This window comes from Exiguobacterium sp. s150, assembly GCF_018618435.1.
Classification (GTDB): domain Bacteria; phylum Bacillota; class Bacilli; order Exiguobacteriales; family Exiguobacteriaceae; genus Exiguobacterium; species Exiguobacterium alkaliphilum.
Window position 1 is genome coordinate 1 of record NZ_JACSMC010000035.1, and the last position, 16,696, is coordinate 16,696.

The window sequence follows — 16,696 nt, forward strand, 5'->3', positions numbered from 1 at the left end:
CTTTCGGATACATGAAGTGTCAAAACCGGCGGTTTATTACTGACGCTCCGTATCCGACATAGCTTTCATCCCACCCCTAAAGGAGTGGGATGAAAGCTATGAAGTTCTGTAAGATTGCCACAATAACTAAGCTTCCTATCATAACGTGTCGCTTGTCTTTCAATGAATTTTGCTCCTTTTGTTCAAGTTTTCAACTTACAGTTCTATCACATTCAGCACGGGTCACCGCTCTAACAACATTATCTAAACAATCATTTTCTCCTTCTTTGGCCTAGAGAGTGACCAGACTAAAATGTGTGGCGAACGGGAAAAGAGTTACCATCTTATTCAGTTTTCGCTATAAGGAGGCATCTTTATGCCAAAAGATCCAAAACTCGAGCGCTTTGTCTTACGCTTCTCCGTTTTTGCCTCGCTCTTCTTTGCCATCGCCGGCATTCTCGTCGGCCTCTGGCTGTCCTCGTCGTTCATCTTGTTCGACGGTGTGTATTCATTCTTGAGCGTCATCATGAGCTGGATCTCACTCCGGGCCGGCGTCTTCATGTTGACGGCCGATAAGCGCTTCCCGTTCGGCAAGAGCACGATTGAACCGTTCATCATCTTGTTCCAATACGGCGTCCTCTTATTCGTCATCGTCAACGCCTTCCTCGGTGCAATCGATGATATCCGCGCTGGCGGGAACGACCTCGTCCTTAGCGGTGCCCTTGTCTACCTTGCCGTCAGCGCCGGCATCTCGTATAGCATCTATCGCTATTTGAACAGCTTCAAGATGAAGGCGAGCTCCGGGCTCGTCACGGCGGAAGTCGTACAATGGCGGCTCGATACACTACTCACCGTCAGCGGCCTCATCGGATATCTCATCGCCCAAGTGCTCGTCTGGCTCTCGTTCGAGGCCGTCGCCCCTTACATCGACCCGGTCATGCTCATCTTGAGCGCCCTTTGGCTCGTCCGCACCCCGCTCATCGAGATGTGGACGGCCATCAAAGAACTGATTGACATGGACACGGGCACGCCCTACAGCAACCAAATTCGGTTGACCGTACTCCAAGTCGCCCATCAGTTCGACGTCGACAAGACGTACGTCCGCACGACGAAGTCCGGCAACGTCTTGTTCCTTGAAATCGACCTCGTCGTTCCGCGCGACTACCCGTACGACACGATTGCCGACCAGGACAAGATTCGGCAACAGCTGTTCGACGCGCTCGCCTTCTTACCGTATGAGAAATGGCTGACCGTCTCGTTCACCCATGACAATCGTTGGGCGGAGTAAACCCTTAATCCTCGGTGTCCATTTGCGCAAGACCGGCTTCTAGTATCCGCTTTGTCCGTTTCATGGCTTTATACTCTTCTGTCGTCATCAATCGGACGAGTGACCATCCACCAAGCCACATGCCTAATTTAATGTAGCCTCTTGGGATTGGTACTTGTGACGAGTCGCAACATCTACGGTCACAAAATACGAGAATCGCCGTTTCATATTCTGCGCGGTAGTGACAATCAAACTTATGGTCTTTGACGAACTGTTCATGCCCGCAATGGCTACATCTCACAATCATGGGAAGTCACCTCGAATTCATCGATTTTAAGTCCCCTTAGTCATCTCAAAAAAGCGCTCATCGTTCAATTCCCGATTTCGACTTCTAAACCTGGTCAATTATTGTTTATCCCCCGAACATTTGAGGAATAGGCATACATCTTATGTTTTGGAGAAAGAAGGTGTCATCCTCGTGACTTGCCCGAAATGCGGAACGAAAACCCGCTCGCGAACGACTGCTTGTCCGACGTGTGGCCACCGCTCACGTCGCTATCGCTGGTTCGTCGTCCCATTTGCCATCGCCCTCATCGCGTTTATCGCCGTCGTCACGAACGCTTATTTCAAGGACAGTTCGCGTTCGGCCGACTCCCTTGCCGACAAAGTCCGCCTGAACGTGACCGACGACACCGTCTCGGCGGATGCGGCGACTCCCGCCGACCTCGACGCCCTGCAAGACAGCGTGTTCACGGTCAGTAACGGGACCGGTTTCTTAATCAGTCCGCAAGACGTCTTGACGGCCGCTTCGAACGTGGCCGGTTTGACGGATATCATCCTCGAACGGGACGGAAACGAGATCGCCGGGACGGTCGTCGGGCGAAACGACGCCATCGCCGTCATCCGTATCGAACAAGTCGACCTTACCCCGTTCTCATTCACCCAAGCGATCGCCGCAAACGACGAGGCGCTTTTGACGATGACGCCAAAAGACCGCCTTACTGGAACGGTCACGTTCAATGAGACTGGCTATTCACGGAATTTCGACTTGCCGCGTTACGCGATCGGCAGTCCGCTCCTTACCGAGAACGGGCGTGTGCTTGCCATCCATTTGCGTGAGATGACGTTACCGGTCATTTTGATTGAACAAGACGTCCAGTCGTTCCTCGAATCGGACACGCCGGCACCACCGACGGCCGAACTCGCACCGGTCGCGCCGATCTCTCCGCTACCAAAAGAGGCCCCTGTGACGGAAGCACCAGCTCCAGCTCCTGCACCAGCTCCAGCTCCTGCGCCGGCGGAAGAAACGCCGCTAGCACCCGAGACACCAGCTGAGCCCGAAGCACCGGCTGAACCAGCCGAACCGGCACCAGCTGTCGAGGAGCCCCCAGAAGCGACCCCGCCGCCTGAAGAGGAGGCACCAGCTGAACCGGCGCCACCTGAGGAACCGGTGACCGAACCTGAGCCGCCAGTGACCGAACCGCCGGCTGAACCAGAAACGCCGGTAACGGAACCGGCCGAACCGGTCGAGCCGGAAAAACCGGCGGCCGACACCGAGAAGCCGGTGAAAAAGCAGGACAACAAGCCAACCGATAAACCAAAAACCGAACCACCGGTAAAAGAAGACAAGCCGAAATCAGAAGAATCGAAAGAAGACCCAGCGGCATCGTCCGATGAGCCTGTCGACGAAGAAAGCACGCCTTCCGAATGACGGAAGACGTGCTTTTTCACGTGTCTTTGTTGAATTTTCGTTGCAAGTTGCCGAGCAGCCCACCGAGCAACAGCAGAATGATCGACAACATCCAAAACGGCATGACGTCCTGCAACAACCAGACGAGCAAGGCGCTAAATCCGATGACCGCGCCGAGCCAAACGATGTTTCCTTTTCCCATACCCTCACCTCAACCCCATCATAACACATCGATTCGGTGCGCCGTCGCCTGTGGCGGCAAGGAACGCGTCATCTTCTCGTCGTGTTCGACCCGGACGTGTTGGCCGATCGCGAGCGGCGGCTCATGCTCGAGCTCCTCTTCCAAATGAAAAACGATTCCGTCAAACGGCTCGGCTTCCGGCGATGGGGCGACGCGAATCTTAGCTTCCCCGATGTCGACGATATAGCCTGTGAACGTGGCCATCTTGACTCCCTCCTTCGTGTCGGATGTGTACACTTTTTCTTTTCCCATTTTTTGAAAAAACTCTACTCGTGATGCCGATTCACTTGTATAATAAAGCAACAATCCTAAACGTACGGAGGGACCCAGATGACGAAACACACCATCGACTTACACACCCCAGAATTTCAACGGACGTTCCTCGAGATGATGTTGCTTGAAGAATTAACGGAGACATATAACGCCGAGGCGATCGAGACGCTCGTCACGCGCGGCGAGACCCGGTTCCCGGACGACCCGTTCTTCCCGGCGATGCGCGCCTATCCGCTCATCCGCGAAGGCGAGTTCGACCAGGCGAAACAACAGCTCGACGCGGCGAGTGCGCTCGGCGACCATTACCTCATTCATTGCCTGCTCGGCGCGCTCAGCGACGACGCCGGCTTCACGTTCGAGGCTGAACAGCATTACCTTCGGGCCATCGAACGGTTTCCGAACGTCCCGATGACGCAGCGGGCCATCGCCATCCATTACTTCCACCGCAAGTTCTACGGGGAGGCCGGGCTCCATTTGATGCATTACGTCCGACTCACCGGATTCAATGAAGAGACGGTGCCGATGCTACTCGATTTCTTCCAAGTGTATGACGAGATCCCGCTCGAGATGAACGATGAGCTTTTAAAAGCCGCTATCGGCTACTTGAACGCGAACCCGCGCAATCCGCACGCCCATTCGCTCTACGCTTCGATTTGCAGCCACCGGGTCGACATGCTCGTCAAAGGCAAGCCCGATCAAGACACGCTCGATGACGAGACGATTCACATGTTGCTCGAAGTCGAAGAGCACGGCATGTGGAGCGCGACGTATGACGACAGCGAGGACCAGATGTTCCGCGCCATGTTCGCCGACTATGTCGACAACGTCATCTTACCGAACACGTCTAAGTTTTATGTCTATCGTCTTCGCCTTCGCTATTGGTACCACCGTCTCACGCACCGGGTGACGGGTGGATATGCGGATTCGTCGATGCGCTAACAAAACCCGCCTTCTGAGTGAAGGCGGGTTAGTTTGTTATTGGAATTTATGCATAATCAAATAGTCTTTGTTCACATACGCAGTTCTCGATAAGCCACTGACGGGAAAGACAACCAAAAAATAAATACCTGGTTCAACGGTCGTTTGTAGTGTTTGATAAGTGACACCATTTCCGCTCGTCGAAACAAACGGATCACTGAACGCAAGCGGTTCTTCGTTTAAATCATAAATCCCAAACGCAAAATAAGGAGAGATACGTGCATCACCAAATGCACCAAAGAAATCTAACTTCGTTCGTTTTTCTACATTGAAGACATAGATGTCAACATCATCAAGATTCGATGTCGTTCCGTGAATATACCCATCTGCATAACGTAGAAGATCGGATTTCATCCACTCGCCATTGGGTTCTTCTTCATACGTATCTCCTTTTCCAACTGGAATAGGAAGCGTAGGAACTTGAACCTCTTCTATAAATGCCGTGCGACGCGCATCAAGTAAACTAAGTTGACGAACTGGGACAGCGTAGTTCATGTTTTGAGAGTTTTCAAACATCCAAGTCACCACACCGACTACCTCACCATAAATATTCAGAAGCGGACCTCCTGAATTCCCATACGTTGTACTCGCATTGAACTGATAGTATTCAAACCCGTCTAGTACGACGCTATTATTGCTAATCATCCCCTCTGTAATTGTGTTGCTCACACCACGCGGACTCCCCAGCGCGTAAATTTTTTCTCCAGTCGCCACTCTAGTTCCATTCATTTTTAAAATCGGTGGTGCCGGAGCGATTCGTGAAATATCGAGAACGGCCAAATCCAATGTCTCATCATATCGTTTTATCACGTTTGTGCGTATGAACGATCCATTTGCAAATGACACTTTCGCTTCCACGTTCTCTTCACCTTGAAGGACATGGAAATTCGTCACAACTTCTCCTTTATTTACGACAAATCCACTTCCAGAAGAAACGACTTGTCCTCGATCATTTAACATCTCAATTAATGCTACAGATGGATTAGCCATTTTGAATAAATCAGTTGCGTTATACTTTCGTTTTGTAACCGTCACCGCAACATTTTGTTTAAGTTTCGTTCCTTTTACGGTAACTGTTACGGTTGTTTTACCGGCAGACTTTCCTGTGATTTTTCCATTCACAACGGTCGCCACTTTAGGATTTAGAGACTTCCATACATAGACAGGTTTCTTCACGCCAGACGCAGTAGCTTTTACCACCTTCGAAGCACTTGCCATCACTGTAACCGCTTTAGGAGTAACGGTTAGCTTTTGAGATGCATCAACCGGATGTGGAAAGACATTTAAAAATAAAACAATTATTAATGCGATACTAAGCCAACGTTTCATACATTTTCCTCCCCTCCTCAATTCAGTCTCATTATAAAAAAAGCAACAGACAAAAAGTTTTTTTCTTCGTGCGAAATGGAAATGTATTCCTTAAGATTTGATTACTCTTTTGTTCAATCCCGCGCTACTCTCAAACGGTAATTACTCCACGCAAAAAGGCACTTCGCAGTAACGAAGTACCTTACAAATTGAGTCATGTCCGCTTACTTCATAAACGGATGAATCGGTCCGCGCAACTCGAACGAGTAATCCTCGTGGTTGACGATGCCGACGACCTCGTCGCTCTCGAGCAGCTCCATCAAGAAGCCGGCCATCTCTTCGGCCGTATGGTACTTCTCGACGTTTTGGCTATAGTCGAAATTCTCCTCTTCCCGGGCCCGGCTCGCGAAACCGGTCTCGGTCGCTGCCGGCGCGAGCACTTTCGCCCGCAATTTGTCCCCATTGTTCATCAACTCACGGGCAAGTCCTTCCGTATAGGCGCTGACATAAAACTTCGTCGCACTGTACGTCACGCCTTTTTTCGCGATATGGTAGCCGACGACCGACGCGACGTTCAAAAGCGTCGCCCCTTCGACGTCATGGTAGTCGCGAACGTACAAGTTCGACAGCACCGTGAGCGCCTCAACGTTCAGACGGACCATGTTTTCCATCTTTCCGACCTCGGCGTCTTTCACGAAGTTCGAGTCCCCGAACCCAGCGTTGTTGATCCACGTCTCGATGTCGAGGTCGGCGAGCGACTCGTACAAGGCGTACACGTTCTCGCTATACGAGAGGTCGTTCGTCTTCAAGATGACGTCGCTATCCGGTGAGATCGACTTAATTTCTTTACGCAACTTCTCGAGTTCGTCTGTACGACGCGCGACGAGAACGAGCGACTTTCCTGCTTTCGCGAGTCGTTTCGCCGCCTCGTATCCGATTCCTGAGCTCGCACCTGTAATGACCGTATATTTCATATCGATTCCCCTTTTCATCTTAAAGTTCATTCTTTTCGGCAATTCCCGAAATGGATACCGGTCAATCTTTCGGACGTACAAAAAGCCGGCCGAAGACGGCTTTCGTCACGTATTGAACTTGCCAATCAACGTCTGGAGATCTCCAGTCATGTTGCCGAGCGATTCGGCGACCCCGTTCAACTCTTGAATCATCGCAAGCTGAGAGTCGCTCGTCTCTCCGACACTGCGCATCGTCGTCGCCATCTGTTCACTCTCGCTCGCGATTCCGAGCGCGGCCGTCGCAACTTGTTTCGTCGTCAAAGCGATCTCGCTCGACGCCTTTCGGATGTGGAGCGTGTTGTCGACCGACGTCTGCAGCTGCTGAACGATTTGACCGAATGCATGCGTCGCTTGTTCGAGTAATCTTGTGTTCACCTCGACACGCTTTGCACTCATTTCATGACGCGTCAGTACCGCATTCGACTGGACTTGAATCGATTCGATTAACCCGGCGATTTGCGTCGCCGACTGCTTCGATTGTTCGGCGAGCTTCCTTACCTCTTCGGCGACGACGGCGAATCCTTTTCCTTGTTCGCCGGCCCGGGCCGCTTCAATCGCGGCGTTCAAGGCGAGTAAGTTCGTCTGGTCGGTGATCGATTGGATGACCTCGGTGATTAGTGCGATCTCGTCCGACTGTTGCTTGAGCGTCGCGATCGACTCACCTGTGAGGCGTGTCTCGGTCTCGAGGGCGAGCACTTCCTGTTTCGCTTGCTGAATCGTCTCCCCGCCGTCCTCGGCGAGCTTCAGGCTAGTCGAGACGTCTTCACTGATCGTGCCGATGGAGCGCGCGATTTGGTCGACGCCTTCGTCCGCTGCGGCGACTGCCTTGGCGCTGCCGGTCGCCTCGCGCGCCTGTGCGACCGTCTCCTCGACGACCCGCTCAATCATCCGCGTCGTCTCTTCCGTCTGCGATGACATCTCTTCGGTGCTCGCATACAGCTCTTCTGACTGGGCCGTGATCTCTTGGGCGTTCCGGCTCACTTCGTCAATCAACTCGCGCAAGTTGAGTTTCATGCCGTTGAAGCCGACCATGAGTTGACCAATCTCGTCACGCGTCAGCGCCTCCAAGTCGTCTCGTGTCAAGTCGCCGCTCGCGACGACATCGACTTCTCTCGCGAGGAGACGAAGTGGCACGGTGACCATCCGTTGCAAGAAGTAGCCCGCTCCGAGCGTAAGGACGAGAATAAGGATAGCGACGCCGGCCGAATACAGAACAGCGCTCTCGCCAAGATTCTCGAGCTCGTCTTGTTTCGCGAGCATCGCCGCCTCCGACTCGGCTTGAAGCGTTTCACCGGTCTCGGTGATCGACTTCGTCACGTCTGGCATGAGTCGGAGCGTCAGTCGCTCGATGTCTTCCGCGTTCCCTGCATCCGCCGCTGCGATCGCTTGCGTCGCCAGCTCGTCATAGCCTGCCGCGTAAGCCAACAGACGTTCGAACTCGCTCCGTTCGTCGTCCGTCTTGGCCAGTCGCATCAACTCCTCGATCGCGGCTGTCTTCTCTGTCCCACCGCGTTCGATTTGTTCACGACGCTCGTCGTTTTGGTCGAGGATATAGCCGCGTACGCCGTACGCTTGCCGCGTCATGCCGAGCGACAAGTCATCGGCCGCCTTCATCTTCATGACGTCCTCGGCAATCATCGTCTTATACTGACTCGTCATGTTGTGAAGCGTCCACAGGTTATAGCCCATGCCAACCGTCACGAACAGGAGAATCAAGCCGATGCCACTGAATAGTTTTTGCGTTAACGATAGTGTTTTGAATCGTTTCATGTCGTTCGAGGAACGTGTCCTCTTCCACCTCTATTTCTCTTTTTTTGGAACTACATGGATTTTATCGGATGGTGCAAACGTTTTTCCAATGCTAGCACTACTTTTTGTTCGGATTGACCTATATTTTGATTTTCTGGTTCTCGAAATGGACAAAAAAACCGCAACGGACGTCCGCTGCGGTCTCCTCTTTATAGTTTGAACTGCGATACCCGGTTCGAGAGTTCGACCGCACGCTGTTCCGTCTCCTGCATCCGCTCTTGCACGTCGTTGAACCGTTCGACCGAGCGTTGGACCTTCTCCGAGATCGACTGCGTCCCGTCCGCCCCTTCCGTCACGGTCGTCGCGACTTCTTGGATGACACCGAGAATCGTATCGGTCATATGACGGAGCTGAAGCGCGTTCCCTTCGAACGTCTTCGCCGTCTCACCGAACACGGTCGCGTCCGCCTCGTACTGCGTCGCCGACGCCTCGAGCCGGTCGTAGTCTGACAAGACCGTCGTGTCGAGGAACGACAACATATCGGCCGAGCTCGTATTCAACCGTTCGACCGAGTCGATGACCGTGTTCGATACGTCTCGAATCTCGTTCACCGTCTGGCGTGAGTTCTCGGCGAGCTTCCGAATCTCCGAGGCGACGACGGCGAAACCGCGTCCCGCGTCCCCGGCCCGCGCCGCTTCGATGGAAGCGTTCAAGGCGAGCAAATTCGTCTGATCGGCGATGGCGAGGATCGCGGTCGTCAAGACGCGAATCTCTTCGACCGACTTCGCCCCCCGAATCGCCTCGTCGAGTTCGACCCGCTTCGCCTCGATGATCGCGGTCGCTTCCGTTTTTGATTGGATGGCCTGCGTGCGCATCGCATGGGCGCGCTGTTCGACATGTTGCGCCGTCTCGGCGCTGTCGTTCGACAGGTCGACGATTGAATCGATTGAACTGCCCATCTCTGTCGTCGATGCGCTCATCTCTTGCGAGGAAGCGGCCGTCTCTTCCATGCCGGCTGTCAGTTCTTCGACCGTGCCGGACGTCTCTTCCATGTAACGGCTGAGCTGCGTCACTTCGGCGGCGACTTCTTTCGACGAGACGAGGACGACTTTCGCCGTCTCGTCGACGTCAATCATGATGTCACGAAGCGAGGCGATGAACGTGTTGAACGAGCGGCTCACTTGTGCGATCTCGTCATTCGACGTGACCGGAATCGACATCGTCAAGTCACCGCCTTGCGTCGCGAGCTCGTCAAACTTCGTCTGAAGCGTCCGCATCGGCCGGATAATCGAACGGAGCAGGCTCAAGCCAAGGAAGAGGAGGAACGACACCGCGCCGATTGTCACGGCGATGAGGGCGATGAGCGACTGTTTGAACTCACGTTCCATAGCGGCACCGACCCGTACCGACCCTTCCGAGTTATAGGCGACAAGCGCCGTCAAACGCTGGGTGAAGTTGTCGTACGTCGCTTGGGACTGGGCGTCATAGTAAGATCGCGCCATCCCGTTGTTGCCGGACGTACTGAAGGTGAGCATGTTGTCGGACACTCGCTGATACATCTCCCATTGACGCGAGAAGTAGTCGAACAGTTCTTTGTCCGTCGCACTCGTCACCGTCGCCTCGTATTTCGGGGCAATTTCATTGATGCGAGCCCGGATGTCTTGCATCTTCGTCATGAGTTCGTCTTTCCCGGCCGCGTCCTCGGTGACGATATGCTCGAGTTCGAGCGCCCGATAATTCGCGGCGAGCGTGTTCAATTCATGAGCATAATCGAGTCCGCGGTTCCATACGTCGACGATTTCACCAGCCTGCTTGTTCGCATCGTTCAATGACACGAGCGAATAGCCGCCGACCCCGATGACCATGAGGAGCGACAGGAGGACGAGCCCCCATAGCTTCTGGCGAATCGTGAGCCCTTTCGTTTCCCCTTCCGTTTGACGTTGCCGCGCTTTGACCGGCCATTTGAGTGATGGCAATCGGAATGCAGGTTTTTTGCTCAGGCGACGTCTTACCCGTTGCACCGTCGCCGACCAACTTACTTTTCTCTTCATATGTAAAGTCCCCTCTCAAAACCAACGTTTCCTCCTATATCGACCGTTATCAGAAAACTTTGAAGACGATTGACCAACATTAAAAAAAGATGGCTGAACGTTCAGCCATCTTTCAACCCATTATTGGACGTTCAATACGGTCGTCGAGCCTTCGATCATCTTGATTTCCGTCCATTTGACGACGTTCTTGGCGAGCGGGTCGTTCGCGACCATGAAGTCGGCGAGCGCCTTTACCTGCATCGGGTCAATCGGTTGCTTCACGTTGTTCAAGCGGAAGCGCGTCACTTTGTTAAACGTATCCAAAAAGGCGATTTCGAGTTTTGTTTCAGTCATGGTTCATTCTCCTCCTTAAAGTGGGTGATTAGACGAGGTCGTATTCGCGGACGACGGCGAGGGTGAAATCTTCTTGAACGATCAACTCAAGCATGAGGTGACCGAACGACTCGGCCTCGTTCGCCGTGAGCGCCGCACGGATCGGGCCGAACCGTTGCGCTTTTTTCGTTGGTTTTAAACTTTCCAAGTTGTGATGCGTCGTCAAGACGAGCGTCGCTTTCTTTTCTGATAGCTGTGCCATGGGGGATGGCTCCTTTCGGGGGATGATTACAATTCAGAAGGGTAAGTGGAGTCCAAGCGCTCGAGCAGCTGAATCATGCGCTCAAGCCGTGTCTCGATCCGGTGGAGCAAATAGAGCGAGACGACGATCGGGAATCCGAGGTTCGAGATGAGTTCGGGCCAGCTCATGTGACCACCTGCTCATCGTGCCGTTTGCCGGCGGCGGGACGAGGGGGGATGCGCATAGAGGGTTCCTCCAATTTAGACCGTCACGTGGAACTCACGGGACACGACGTACGTGGCCGAGTCGACGGACAAGAGTCGCGTCACGAGATCACCGAACTGCTTGATCTCCGCCGTCTCCATCCGGGCGCCGAGTGGACCGAACCGGACGAGTTGCCGCTTGTCTTTCCCATCGACGACGCGTTTCGTGTCGAGGTAAAAAACGCTTGCGTATTCTCGGTAAATTGCCATATGTCTCACCTCCTTCGCCCCTATTAACCAAAGATGGTAGAAGTTTGCTCAATTTATTTGTTTTTGTGATTCAAGGACTATCGAACTATTTATTCTGAATATTAGTTCATTTCTCCTCATATGGCTTTGTGATTGAGTTTTCATACCTTTTAGGGTATTGTAAAAGACGTTGAACCGGCATTGAAAATCCGTCAATAGTCCCACGAATTCATTTCCCCACTTTCAAAAAACTTACAGTTAATGGTTTGAAAATGGGGTACAATACGAGGGAGGGCATTTTCAGAAATGACCAGTTTGATTTGAAGAAGGAGAGGAGATACCTTAGATGAACAGCTTAGACATCACACTCAACCCCCTTATTCCTTCCGCTCAACTCGACTTCGACCATACCGACCTGACATTTCGTGCGACCGAATGGGATACGTACCGTCCCGAACACGGGAAACCGTATCAGCTGAACAACCGGCATCTGAACGTCTACCCGCTCAAAGAATTGAGCCGGGCGTTTCACATCGCCGGCATCCCCCGCAGCCAGCAACAATTGATCAAATGGGAGACCGATGGCATCTTGCCGCCGACCCCGTTCACAATTGGACGCAAACGGTACTATACAGAAAATCAGATTCGGACCATCGTCGACATCGCATTGGAATGCGGACTGCGGCCGCGGACTCACGTCAAAAAGACGAACTTCTCGCAATTGGCCCATAACGAATTGTCGTACATACTCCAACTTGAACTCGCAGATGAATCACCGCAACCATGAGAAAGACCGCCTTCCGTGACATAAACAGGAAAGGCGGTCTTTATTGATTCATCGAAATGGCGCTCAAATATAAATCGAGAGAGGCCTCGGTTTCCGTTGCGACGAGGTCGATGAAGTCAGCATACTCTCCTGACGTATGAGCCCGGTCAAGCGCGTTGTAATAACTTAAGCGATTCTCGACCCGAATGAGAATCGGTGGATAACCCGATTTTATCAATTCCAAGTTGAGAAGCAATCGAGAAACACGACCGTTGCCATCGATGAACGGATGGATGCCGACAATTTTCCCATGCAAGAGCGCCCCCCGCTCGACAGGATGCAACGATGTCGCGTCTGTCTCATACCACTCCATGAGCCGTTCCATCTGTTCTGGAATCAAGTACGGGGCTGGTGGCACATGAGCCGTACCGGCAATGAACACTTGCTGGTCTCGGTACACGCCTGCGTAAGCATCATCGATTCCTTTTAAGACAAGACGATGCAAGTTTTTGATTTGCCATTCGCTAAGCGGTTCCTCGCGGCGAATGATGTCTTCCACATATAAAATCGCTTCTTGGTGGTTGATGACTTCTAAATGTTCACGCATCGTCTTCCCGCCGACCGTGATGCCTTCCAAGACGACTTTCGTCTCATTGATGGTCAACGTGTTCCCTTCAATCGCATTCGAGTTGTACGTCCATTCTAAAAATAATTTTTCACGTAGACTTTGGAGTGTGTACGTCGGCAATGGTCGATGGAGGTCCAATTGTTGTTTTTTATGAATCAGCTGCTCAAACATCATGACCTCCTTTCATCTCGTCTTATTCTTTTTATTATATGCTGAACAACCGACGCAAGTCGATTTCAACCACGCGCCACTACAAACCGACGAGGAGACATCGTCATCGACTCATAACTTCTCCCGCGCCGCTTCCGGCACGTCAGACGCCTCGACCTCATCGTATGATGTGACCGCTTCACCTTTCATATAGAGCATCAAAAAAGCGCCTTGACGTAATTCTTTCGCTGCCGTGAATGTGACGTCACGCGCCTCTCCGTCGTTCGTGTACGCCTCGGTCTCATAGACGTAACGACGGACGACCTCTCCCGAGTCGAGCGTCGTCTCTTCGACGTTCGTCACGTCCCCGACTTGAACATACGCGTTCTCTTTCCCGAGCCGATGCCAGTCGATGTTGATCAGCCCGACCGTCACGAGAACGAACGCGAGCGTAAACCCAATGATTTTCTTCATCTTCATTTCCTCCTTAACATACAGATTTTGTGAACCGTTTGACGGTCACGACATAGTACATCGCGTACACAGCCGAATAGACCGCCATCCAGACGACGACCGGTACGGTGAAGTCCATCGCGAACAGACGGGAGAACGCGACCAAGGCGACGCTCGCGTGGAGCAACCCAAGCACATATGGCGCCAAGAAGATGACGGCGACTTGATGCCGAATCGTCTGTTTGATGTCGCGTTTTGAAATCCCGACTTTACGCAACACCGCATACGTCGCCCGGTCCGCCTCAGCTTCGGTCATCGTCTTGAAATAGATGACGCTCCCGGTCGCGACGAGGAAGACGAGCCCGAGGAAACTGCCGACGAAGAGGAGCGCCCCGTTCACGGCCATCGTGTCGCGATACAAGTCCGTCGCGCTCGAGAAGCTCGGAAGTCCGGATAAGCGTTCCGACAATGCCGCCTGGTCTTTATAATCGGCGACTTTCACCGTGTGATACGCGACCGTGTCACTCTCGATCGCTTCATAGACGTCGTCCCGGGTGACGAGGAAGATGCCGCCGAACGTCATGACGTTGAGCGGGGTCGCTTCGACCCGCTCTTTGACAGGATACGTCGCGCCATCGACTTCGACTTGATTCATCTCATCATTGAACCGCTCATCATAGAACGGGTCGACGTGACGAGCGAGTCCGGCGTCGGCACGTCGATTCGTATCGCGTTGCCATACGCTCCATGAAGACACAAAAAGGGTTCGCCGCGGCGAACCCTCAGATTGTAGAAAAAGTCACGTTTCAGGCGAACTGAAACGTGACTTTTTCGTTTTCTGGCCTTGAGGCGCTCTGACCGAGCCACTTTTCAGGCGGGTTGGGCGTCCTTCCATGCCAAGCTTGCCATCTTCTTGAGATTGAGGGCGGCAAAGGGTAGCATCGTCTCCATGACGGGTTCTCTACCTCTCATTATAAAAAAGGGGCGCGGGTACGAAAAGAGGGATGGATGCGTGGACCGATCAAGGGCACGGCGAGACTTCTAGGGGAATAGCAAGCAAAGGGAGACCCAGCAGCGTTAAGCGATGCGGCTCCCTGCTTGCCCCCAGAAAAGCGAGCTGTGCCCGGTCGGACAAATAAAAAAACTGCAGACAATGTTTTGTCTACAGCCTGAGGGTTCGCCGCGGCGAACCCTTTTACGTGCTTTCATATGAACCGATCCAAGCTTCAAGCTCCTCGATCGGGAGCGGACGCGAGAAGTAGTAGCCTTGCATCTCGTCACACCCGAGCGCCTTCAGCGTCTGGCGCTGGCTCTCCGTCTCGATTCCTTCGCACACCGTTCGTAACTTCAACCCTTTGGCGAGCTCGATGATGGACTGAACGATGACGTTCCCGGTCGGGTCGCTCTCTGTCGCCTGGATGAACTGCCGGTCGAGCTTAATCTCGTGAATCGGATAGTGCTTCAAGTAGACGAACGCCGAGAAGCCGGTGCCGAAGTCGTCAATCGAGATAGAGAAGCCGACGTCCCGGAAGTCGATGAAGCGTTCGATGACGTGCAACTGGTTCTCCATGCCGACGCTCTCCGTGATCTCGAACGTCAAATACGTCGGACAGACGCCGATGTCGCGGACGATGTGCGCGAACTTGTCGACGACCCCGTCTGACAAGAAGTGACGGGCCGACAAGTTGAGCGCGAGCCGGTACTTGCGCCCCGCATCGTGCCACTCCTTCAACTGCCTGCAGGCGATGGTGAACATCTGTTCTTCGAGCGTGATGATGACGCCGGTCGATTCGGCGAGCGGGATGAAGTCGAGCGGCGGGACGAGTCCTTGTTCCGGATGTAGCCACCGCATGAGACCCTCAAACCCGTTCAACCGCCCGGTCGCCGCATCGATTTTCGGCTGATAGAAGAGCGTGAACTCGTTCAAGGCGATGCCTTTACGAAGATTCATCTCGAGCGTCAGTTCGGCCGCCGCCTTCTCCCCCATCTCCGGCTCATAAAACGTGACGATGCCACGTTGTACGTTGCCGCTCTCGGCGAGCCGCGTCGCATGAATCAACTCGAGCGTCGAATACGTCTTGTCCTCGATCGCGATGAAGGCGCTCATCGTCAAGACGACATCGAGCGCGCCTACGGCATACGCCTCTTTCGTCACCGTCTCCGCGAGCATGTCGGCGACCCCGAACGCTTTGATGCGGTCCCCGTAAGGCGTCCAAACCATGAAGCCGGACTGCGAGATGCGCGCAAGCATCGTCGGGTCGACGATGTGGCGAAGCCGGGCCGCGACGTCTTTGACGAGCGCGTCGGCCTTCTCGAGCCCGAGCGCGTCCTCGATCGCCCGGAACTTGTCGACCTTCAAATAGATGAGCGAGCCGAGACGGCCGTCCGCCTCTTCCCGGACGCGGTCGATGTGTTCGACGAACGCGTTCTCGTTCATGAGTCCCGTCAGCGCGTCCGTGTAAGCGAGACGCGTGACGTGTTCCTCGATCGATTGACGCTCGAGCCGGAGGTAGAGGATGGCGATGAAGTCCGATAACGTGCTGACGATGAGTTCCTCCATATACGTCCACGTCCGCGGGGCGAACGTCTCACAACAGATGACGCCTTTCGCGTACTCGTTCGCATAGATCGGCGCGTCGAGCATGGAGTAGATGCGCTGTCCTTCGACAAAGTATTGTTGATACAAATCCTTCACCCACGGGTGGCTACGTACATCGTCGAACGGGAGCACCCGGTTCGTGCGGAGCGCATCGAAATAAACCGGCGCGGCATCCCGATCGACGATCAAGTCCGGTTGGGTGTGCCCGACCTCTTTCGAATACGCGACTTGGCAACGGATGGACGCGTACGTGTCATCGAAGTGCCAAATCGAGACGGTGTCGACGTCGAGCATATCCGAGACGACTTGACACATGTAGCTGATCGCCTGATGGACCGTCGCTTCATTCACGTCCGGCATCCGTACGAGGTCGAACAGTTTCTCTTGATGTTTTCGATACGATTGTGCGGAAAAGTTCCCCTCGGTCATAAGTCCCCTACTCTCCTCATTAATCCTATCTTCATCATAGCATGAATACTTGGGAAGAATAGTTTCCAAAATTCAACAGAAAGTCAATTTCTGATTCACCCCTTTTACCTAATTCAT

General features: G+C 53.4%; 19 protein-coding genes. 4 read left to right on the forward strand and 15 right to left on the reverse strand.

Features of this window, described 5'->3' with window-relative positions; all coding sequences use genetic code 11:
* The first annotated feature begins 355 nt into the window (after nucleotides 1–355).
* Nucleotides 356–1,267: a cation diffusion facilitator family transporter gene (locus tag KNP76_RS13460; protein ID WP_214844819.1), complete on the forward strand. Its 912-nt coding sequence runs from the start codon at nucleotides 356–358 to the stop codon at nucleotides 1,265–1,267.
* Between the two features lie 4 nt (nucleotides 1,268–1,271).
* Here KNP76_RS13460 and KNP76_RS13465 read toward each other — a convergent pair whose 3' ends face one another.
* Nucleotides 1,272–1,553, reverse strand: a complete 282-nt coding sequence (locus KNP76_RS13465) for a hypothetical protein (protein ID WP_081825868.1) — start codon at nucleotides 1,551–1,553, stop codon at nucleotides 1,272–1,274.
* 147 nt (nucleotides 1,554–1,700) lie between these two features.
* Between KNP76_RS13465 and KNP76_RS13470 the strand changes: the two genes are divergently transcribed.
* Nucleotides 1,701–2,957: a hypothetical protein gene (locus KNP76_RS13470; RefSeq protein WP_214844820.1), complete on the forward strand. Its 1,257-nt coding sequence runs from the start codon at nucleotides 1,701–1,703 to the stop codon at nucleotides 2,955–2,957.
* 16 nt (nucleotides 2,958–2,973) lie between these two features.
* Here KNP76_RS13470 and KNP76_RS13475 read toward each other — a convergent pair whose 3' ends face one another.
* Both KNP76_RS13475 and KNP76_RS13480 read right to left on the reverse strand, forming a co-directional pair.
* Complete coding sequence (locus tag KNP76_RS13475) at nucleotides 2,974–3,138, reverse strand: hypothetical protein (protein ID WP_034807509.1); 165 nt, start codon at nucleotides 3,136–3,138, stop codon at nucleotides 2,974–2,976.
* A gap of 18 nt (nucleotides 3,139–3,156) precedes the next feature.
* Nucleotides 3,157–3,381: a DUF3221 domain-containing protein gene (locus KNP76_RS13480; RefSeq protein ID WP_214844821.1), complete on the reverse strand. Its 225-nt coding sequence runs from the start codon at nucleotides 3,379–3,381 to the stop codon at nucleotides 3,157–3,159.
* Between the two features lie 126 nt (nucleotides 3,382–3,507).
* Between KNP76_RS13480 and KNP76_RS13485 the strand changes: the two genes are divergently transcribed.
* A complete protein-coding gene (locus KNP76_RS13485; RefSeq protein WP_029334427.1) occupies nucleotides 3,508–4,389 on the forward strand; it encodes a tetratricopeptide repeat protein in 882 nt (293 codons plus the stop codon).
* A gap of 36 nt (nucleotides 4,390–4,425) precedes the next feature.
* On the opposite strand, the gene KNP76_RS13490 is transcribed toward KNP76_RS13485, so the two are convergent.
* The 8 genes from KNP76_RS13490 to KNP76_RS13525 all read right to left on the reverse strand — a co-directional run bounded on the left by KNP76_RS13490 (nucleotide 4,426) and on the right by KNP76_RS13525 (nucleotide 11,575).
* Nucleotides 4,426–5,757 carry a S1C family serine protease gene (locus tag KNP76_RS13490; protein WP_034807503.1) on the reverse strand — a complete coding sequence of 444 codons (1,332 nt, stop codon included), beginning with the start codon at nucleotides 5,755–5,757 and terminating at the stop codon, nucleotides 4,426–4,428.
* 203 nt (nucleotides 5,758–5,960) lie between these two features.
* The gene (locus KNP76_RS13495) at nucleotides 5,961–6,710 is read right to left on the reverse strand and encodes an SDR family NAD(P)-dependent oxidoreductase (protein WP_034807500.1); all 750 of its coding nucleotides are present in this window, start codon (nucleotides 6,708–6,710) and stop codon (nucleotides 5,961–5,963) included.
* Nucleotides 6,711–6,815: 105 nt separating this feature from the next.
* Complete coding sequence (locus tag KNP76_RS13500) at nucleotides 6,816–8,519, reverse strand: methyl-accepting chemotaxis protein (RefSeq protein ID WP_214844822.1); 1,704 nt, start codon at nucleotides 8,517–8,519, stop codon at nucleotides 6,816–6,818.
* A 188-nt stretch (nucleotides 8,520–8,707) separates the two neighbouring features.
* Nucleotides 8,708–10,549, reverse strand: coding sequence for a methyl-accepting chemotaxis protein (locus KNP76_RS13505; RefSeq protein ID WP_214844823.1), 1,842 nt, complete (start codon nucleotides 10,547–10,549; stop codon nucleotides 8,708–8,710).
* Between the two features lie 120 nt (nucleotides 10,550–10,669).
* On the reverse strand, nucleotides 10,670–10,882 hold the full coding sequence (locus tag KNP76_RS13510; RefSeq protein WP_034807495.1) for a DUF2922 domain-containing protein: 213 nt from the start codon (nucleotides 10,880–10,882) through the stop codon (nucleotides 10,670–10,672).
* A gap of 28 nt (nucleotides 10,883–10,910) precedes the next feature.
* Nucleotides 10,911–11,123 carry a hypothetical protein gene (locus tag KNP76_RS13515; RefSeq protein WP_034817824.1) on the reverse strand — a complete coding sequence of 71 codons (213 nt, stop codon included), beginning with the start codon at nucleotides 11,121–11,123 and terminating at the stop codon, nucleotides 10,911–10,913.
* Between the two features lie 26 nt (nucleotides 11,124–11,149).
* Nucleotides 11,150–11,290: a YvrJ family protein gene (locus KNP76_RS13520; RefSeq protein WP_021066374.1), complete on the reverse strand. Its 141-nt coding sequence runs from the start codon at nucleotides 11,288–11,290 to the stop codon at nucleotides 11,150–11,152.
* A 72-nt stretch (nucleotides 11,291–11,362) separates the two neighbouring features.
* Entirely contained in the window at nucleotides 11,363–11,575 is a 213-nt protein-coding gene (locus KNP76_RS13525) for a hypothetical protein (RefSeq protein WP_214844824.1), read from the reverse strand.
* Nucleotides 11,576–11,900: 325 nt separating this feature from the next.
* On the opposite strand from KNP76_RS13525, the gene KNP76_RS13530 reads away from it, so the two are divergent.
* Nucleotides 11,901–12,341 (forward strand): MerR family transcriptional regulator, encoded by a 441-nt coding sequence (locus KNP76_RS13530; protein ID WP_034817825.1) that lies wholly within the window; start codon nucleotides 11,901–11,903, stop codon nucleotides 12,339–12,341.
* A 40-nt stretch (nucleotides 12,342–12,381) separates the two neighbouring features.
* Here the strand turns inward: KNP76_RS13530 and KNP76_RS13535 are convergent, their stop codons facing one another.
* From KNP76_RS13535 to KNP76_RS13550, 4 genes are all read right to left on the reverse strand, one after another.
* On the reverse strand, nucleotides 12,382–13,119 hold the full coding sequence (locus KNP76_RS13535) for a Fic family protein (RefSeq protein ID WP_214844825.1): 738 nt from the start codon (nucleotides 13,117–13,119) through the stop codon (nucleotides 12,382–12,384).
* Nucleotides 13,120–13,230: 111 nt separating this feature from the next.
* The gene (locus KNP76_RS13540) at nucleotides 13,231–13,572 is read right to left on the reverse strand and encodes a YxeA family protein (RefSeq protein ID WP_214844826.1); all 342 of its coding nucleotides are present in this window, start codon (nucleotides 13,570–13,572) and stop codon (nucleotides 13,231–13,233) included.
* Between the two features lie 13 nt (nucleotides 13,573–13,585).
* A complete protein-coding gene (locus tag KNP76_RS13545; protein ID WP_214844827.1) occupies nucleotides 13,586–14,308 on the reverse strand; it encodes an ABC transporter permease family protein in 723 nt (240 codons plus the stop codon).
* A gap of 438 nt (nucleotides 14,309–14,746) precedes the next feature.
* Entirely contained in the window at nucleotides 14,747–16,579 is a 1,833-nt protein-coding gene (locus KNP76_RS13550; protein ID WP_214844828.1) for a bifunctional diguanylate cyclase/phosphodiesterase, read from the reverse strand.
* Nucleotides 16,580–16,696 lie beyond the last annotated feature (117 nt).

Excerpts from the sequence above, each read along its gene's own strand:
- KNP76_RS13460 (WP_214844819.1), top strand. The coding sequence starts at position 356 with ATGCCAAAAGATCCAAAACTCGAGCGCTTTGTCTTACGCTTCTCCGTT.
- KNP76_RS13465 (WP_081825868.1), bottom strand. The coding sequence starts at position 1,553 with ATGATTGTGAGATGTAGCCATTGCGGGCATGAACAGTTCGTCAAAGAC.
- KNP76_RS13475 (WP_034807509.1), bottom strand. The coding sequence starts at position 3,138 with ATGGGAAAAGGAAACATCGTTTGGCTCGGCGCGGTCATCGGATTTAGC.
- KNP76_RS13480 (WP_214844821.1), bottom strand. The coding sequence starts at position 3,381 with ATGGCCACGTTCACAGGCTATATCGTCGACATCGGGGAAGCTAAGATT.
- KNP76_RS13485 (WP_029334427.1), top strand. The coding sequence starts at position 3,508 with ATGACGAAACACACCATCGACTTACACACCCCAGAATTTCAACGGACG.
- KNP76_RS13490 (WP_034807503.1), bottom strand. The coding sequence starts at position 5,757 with ATGAAACGTTGGCTTAGTATCGCATTAATAATTGTTTTATTTTTAAAT.
- KNP76_RS13495 (WP_034807500.1), bottom strand. The coding sequence starts at position 6,710 with ATGAAATATACGGTCATTACAGGTGCGAGCTCAGGAATCGGATACGAG.
- KNP76_RS13500 (WP_214844822.1), bottom strand. The coding sequence starts at position 8,519 with ATGAAACGATTCAAAACACTATCGTTAACGCAAAAACTATTCAGTGGC.
- KNP76_RS13505 (WP_214844823.1), bottom strand. The coding sequence starts at position 10,549 with ATGAAGAGAAAAGTAAGTTGGTCGGCGACGGTGCAACGGGTAAGACGT.
- KNP76_RS13510 (WP_034807495.1), bottom strand. The coding sequence starts at position 10,882 with ATGACTGAAACAAAACTCGAAATCGCCTTTTTGGATACGTTTAACAAA.
- KNP76_RS13515 (WP_034817824.1), bottom strand. The coding sequence starts at position 11,123 with ATGGCACAGCTATCAGAAAAGAAAGCGACGCTCGTCTTGACGACGCAT.
- KNP76_RS13520 (WP_021066374.1), bottom strand. The coding sequence starts at position 11,290 with ATGAGCTGGCCCGAACTCATCTCGAACCTCGGATTCCCGATCGTCGTC.
- KNP76_RS13525 (WP_214844824.1), bottom strand. The coding sequence starts at position 11,575 with ATGGCAATTTACCGAGAATACGCAAGCGTTTTTTACCTCGACACGAAA.
- KNP76_RS13530 (WP_034817825.1), top strand. The coding sequence starts at position 11,901 with ATGAACAGCTTAGACATCACACTCAACCCCCTTATTCCTTCCGCTCAA.
- KNP76_RS13535 (WP_214844825.1), bottom strand. The coding sequence starts at position 13,119 with ATGTTTGAGCAGCTGATTCATAAAAAACAACAATTGGACCTCCATCGA.
- KNP76_RS13540 (WP_214844826.1), bottom strand. The coding sequence starts at position 13,572 with ATGAAGAAAATCATTGGGTTTACGCTCGCGTTCGTTCTCGTGACGGTC.
- KNP76_RS13550 (WP_214844828.1), bottom strand. The coding sequence starts at position 16,579 with ATGACCGAGGGGAACTTTTCCGCACAATCGTATCGAAAACATCAAGAG.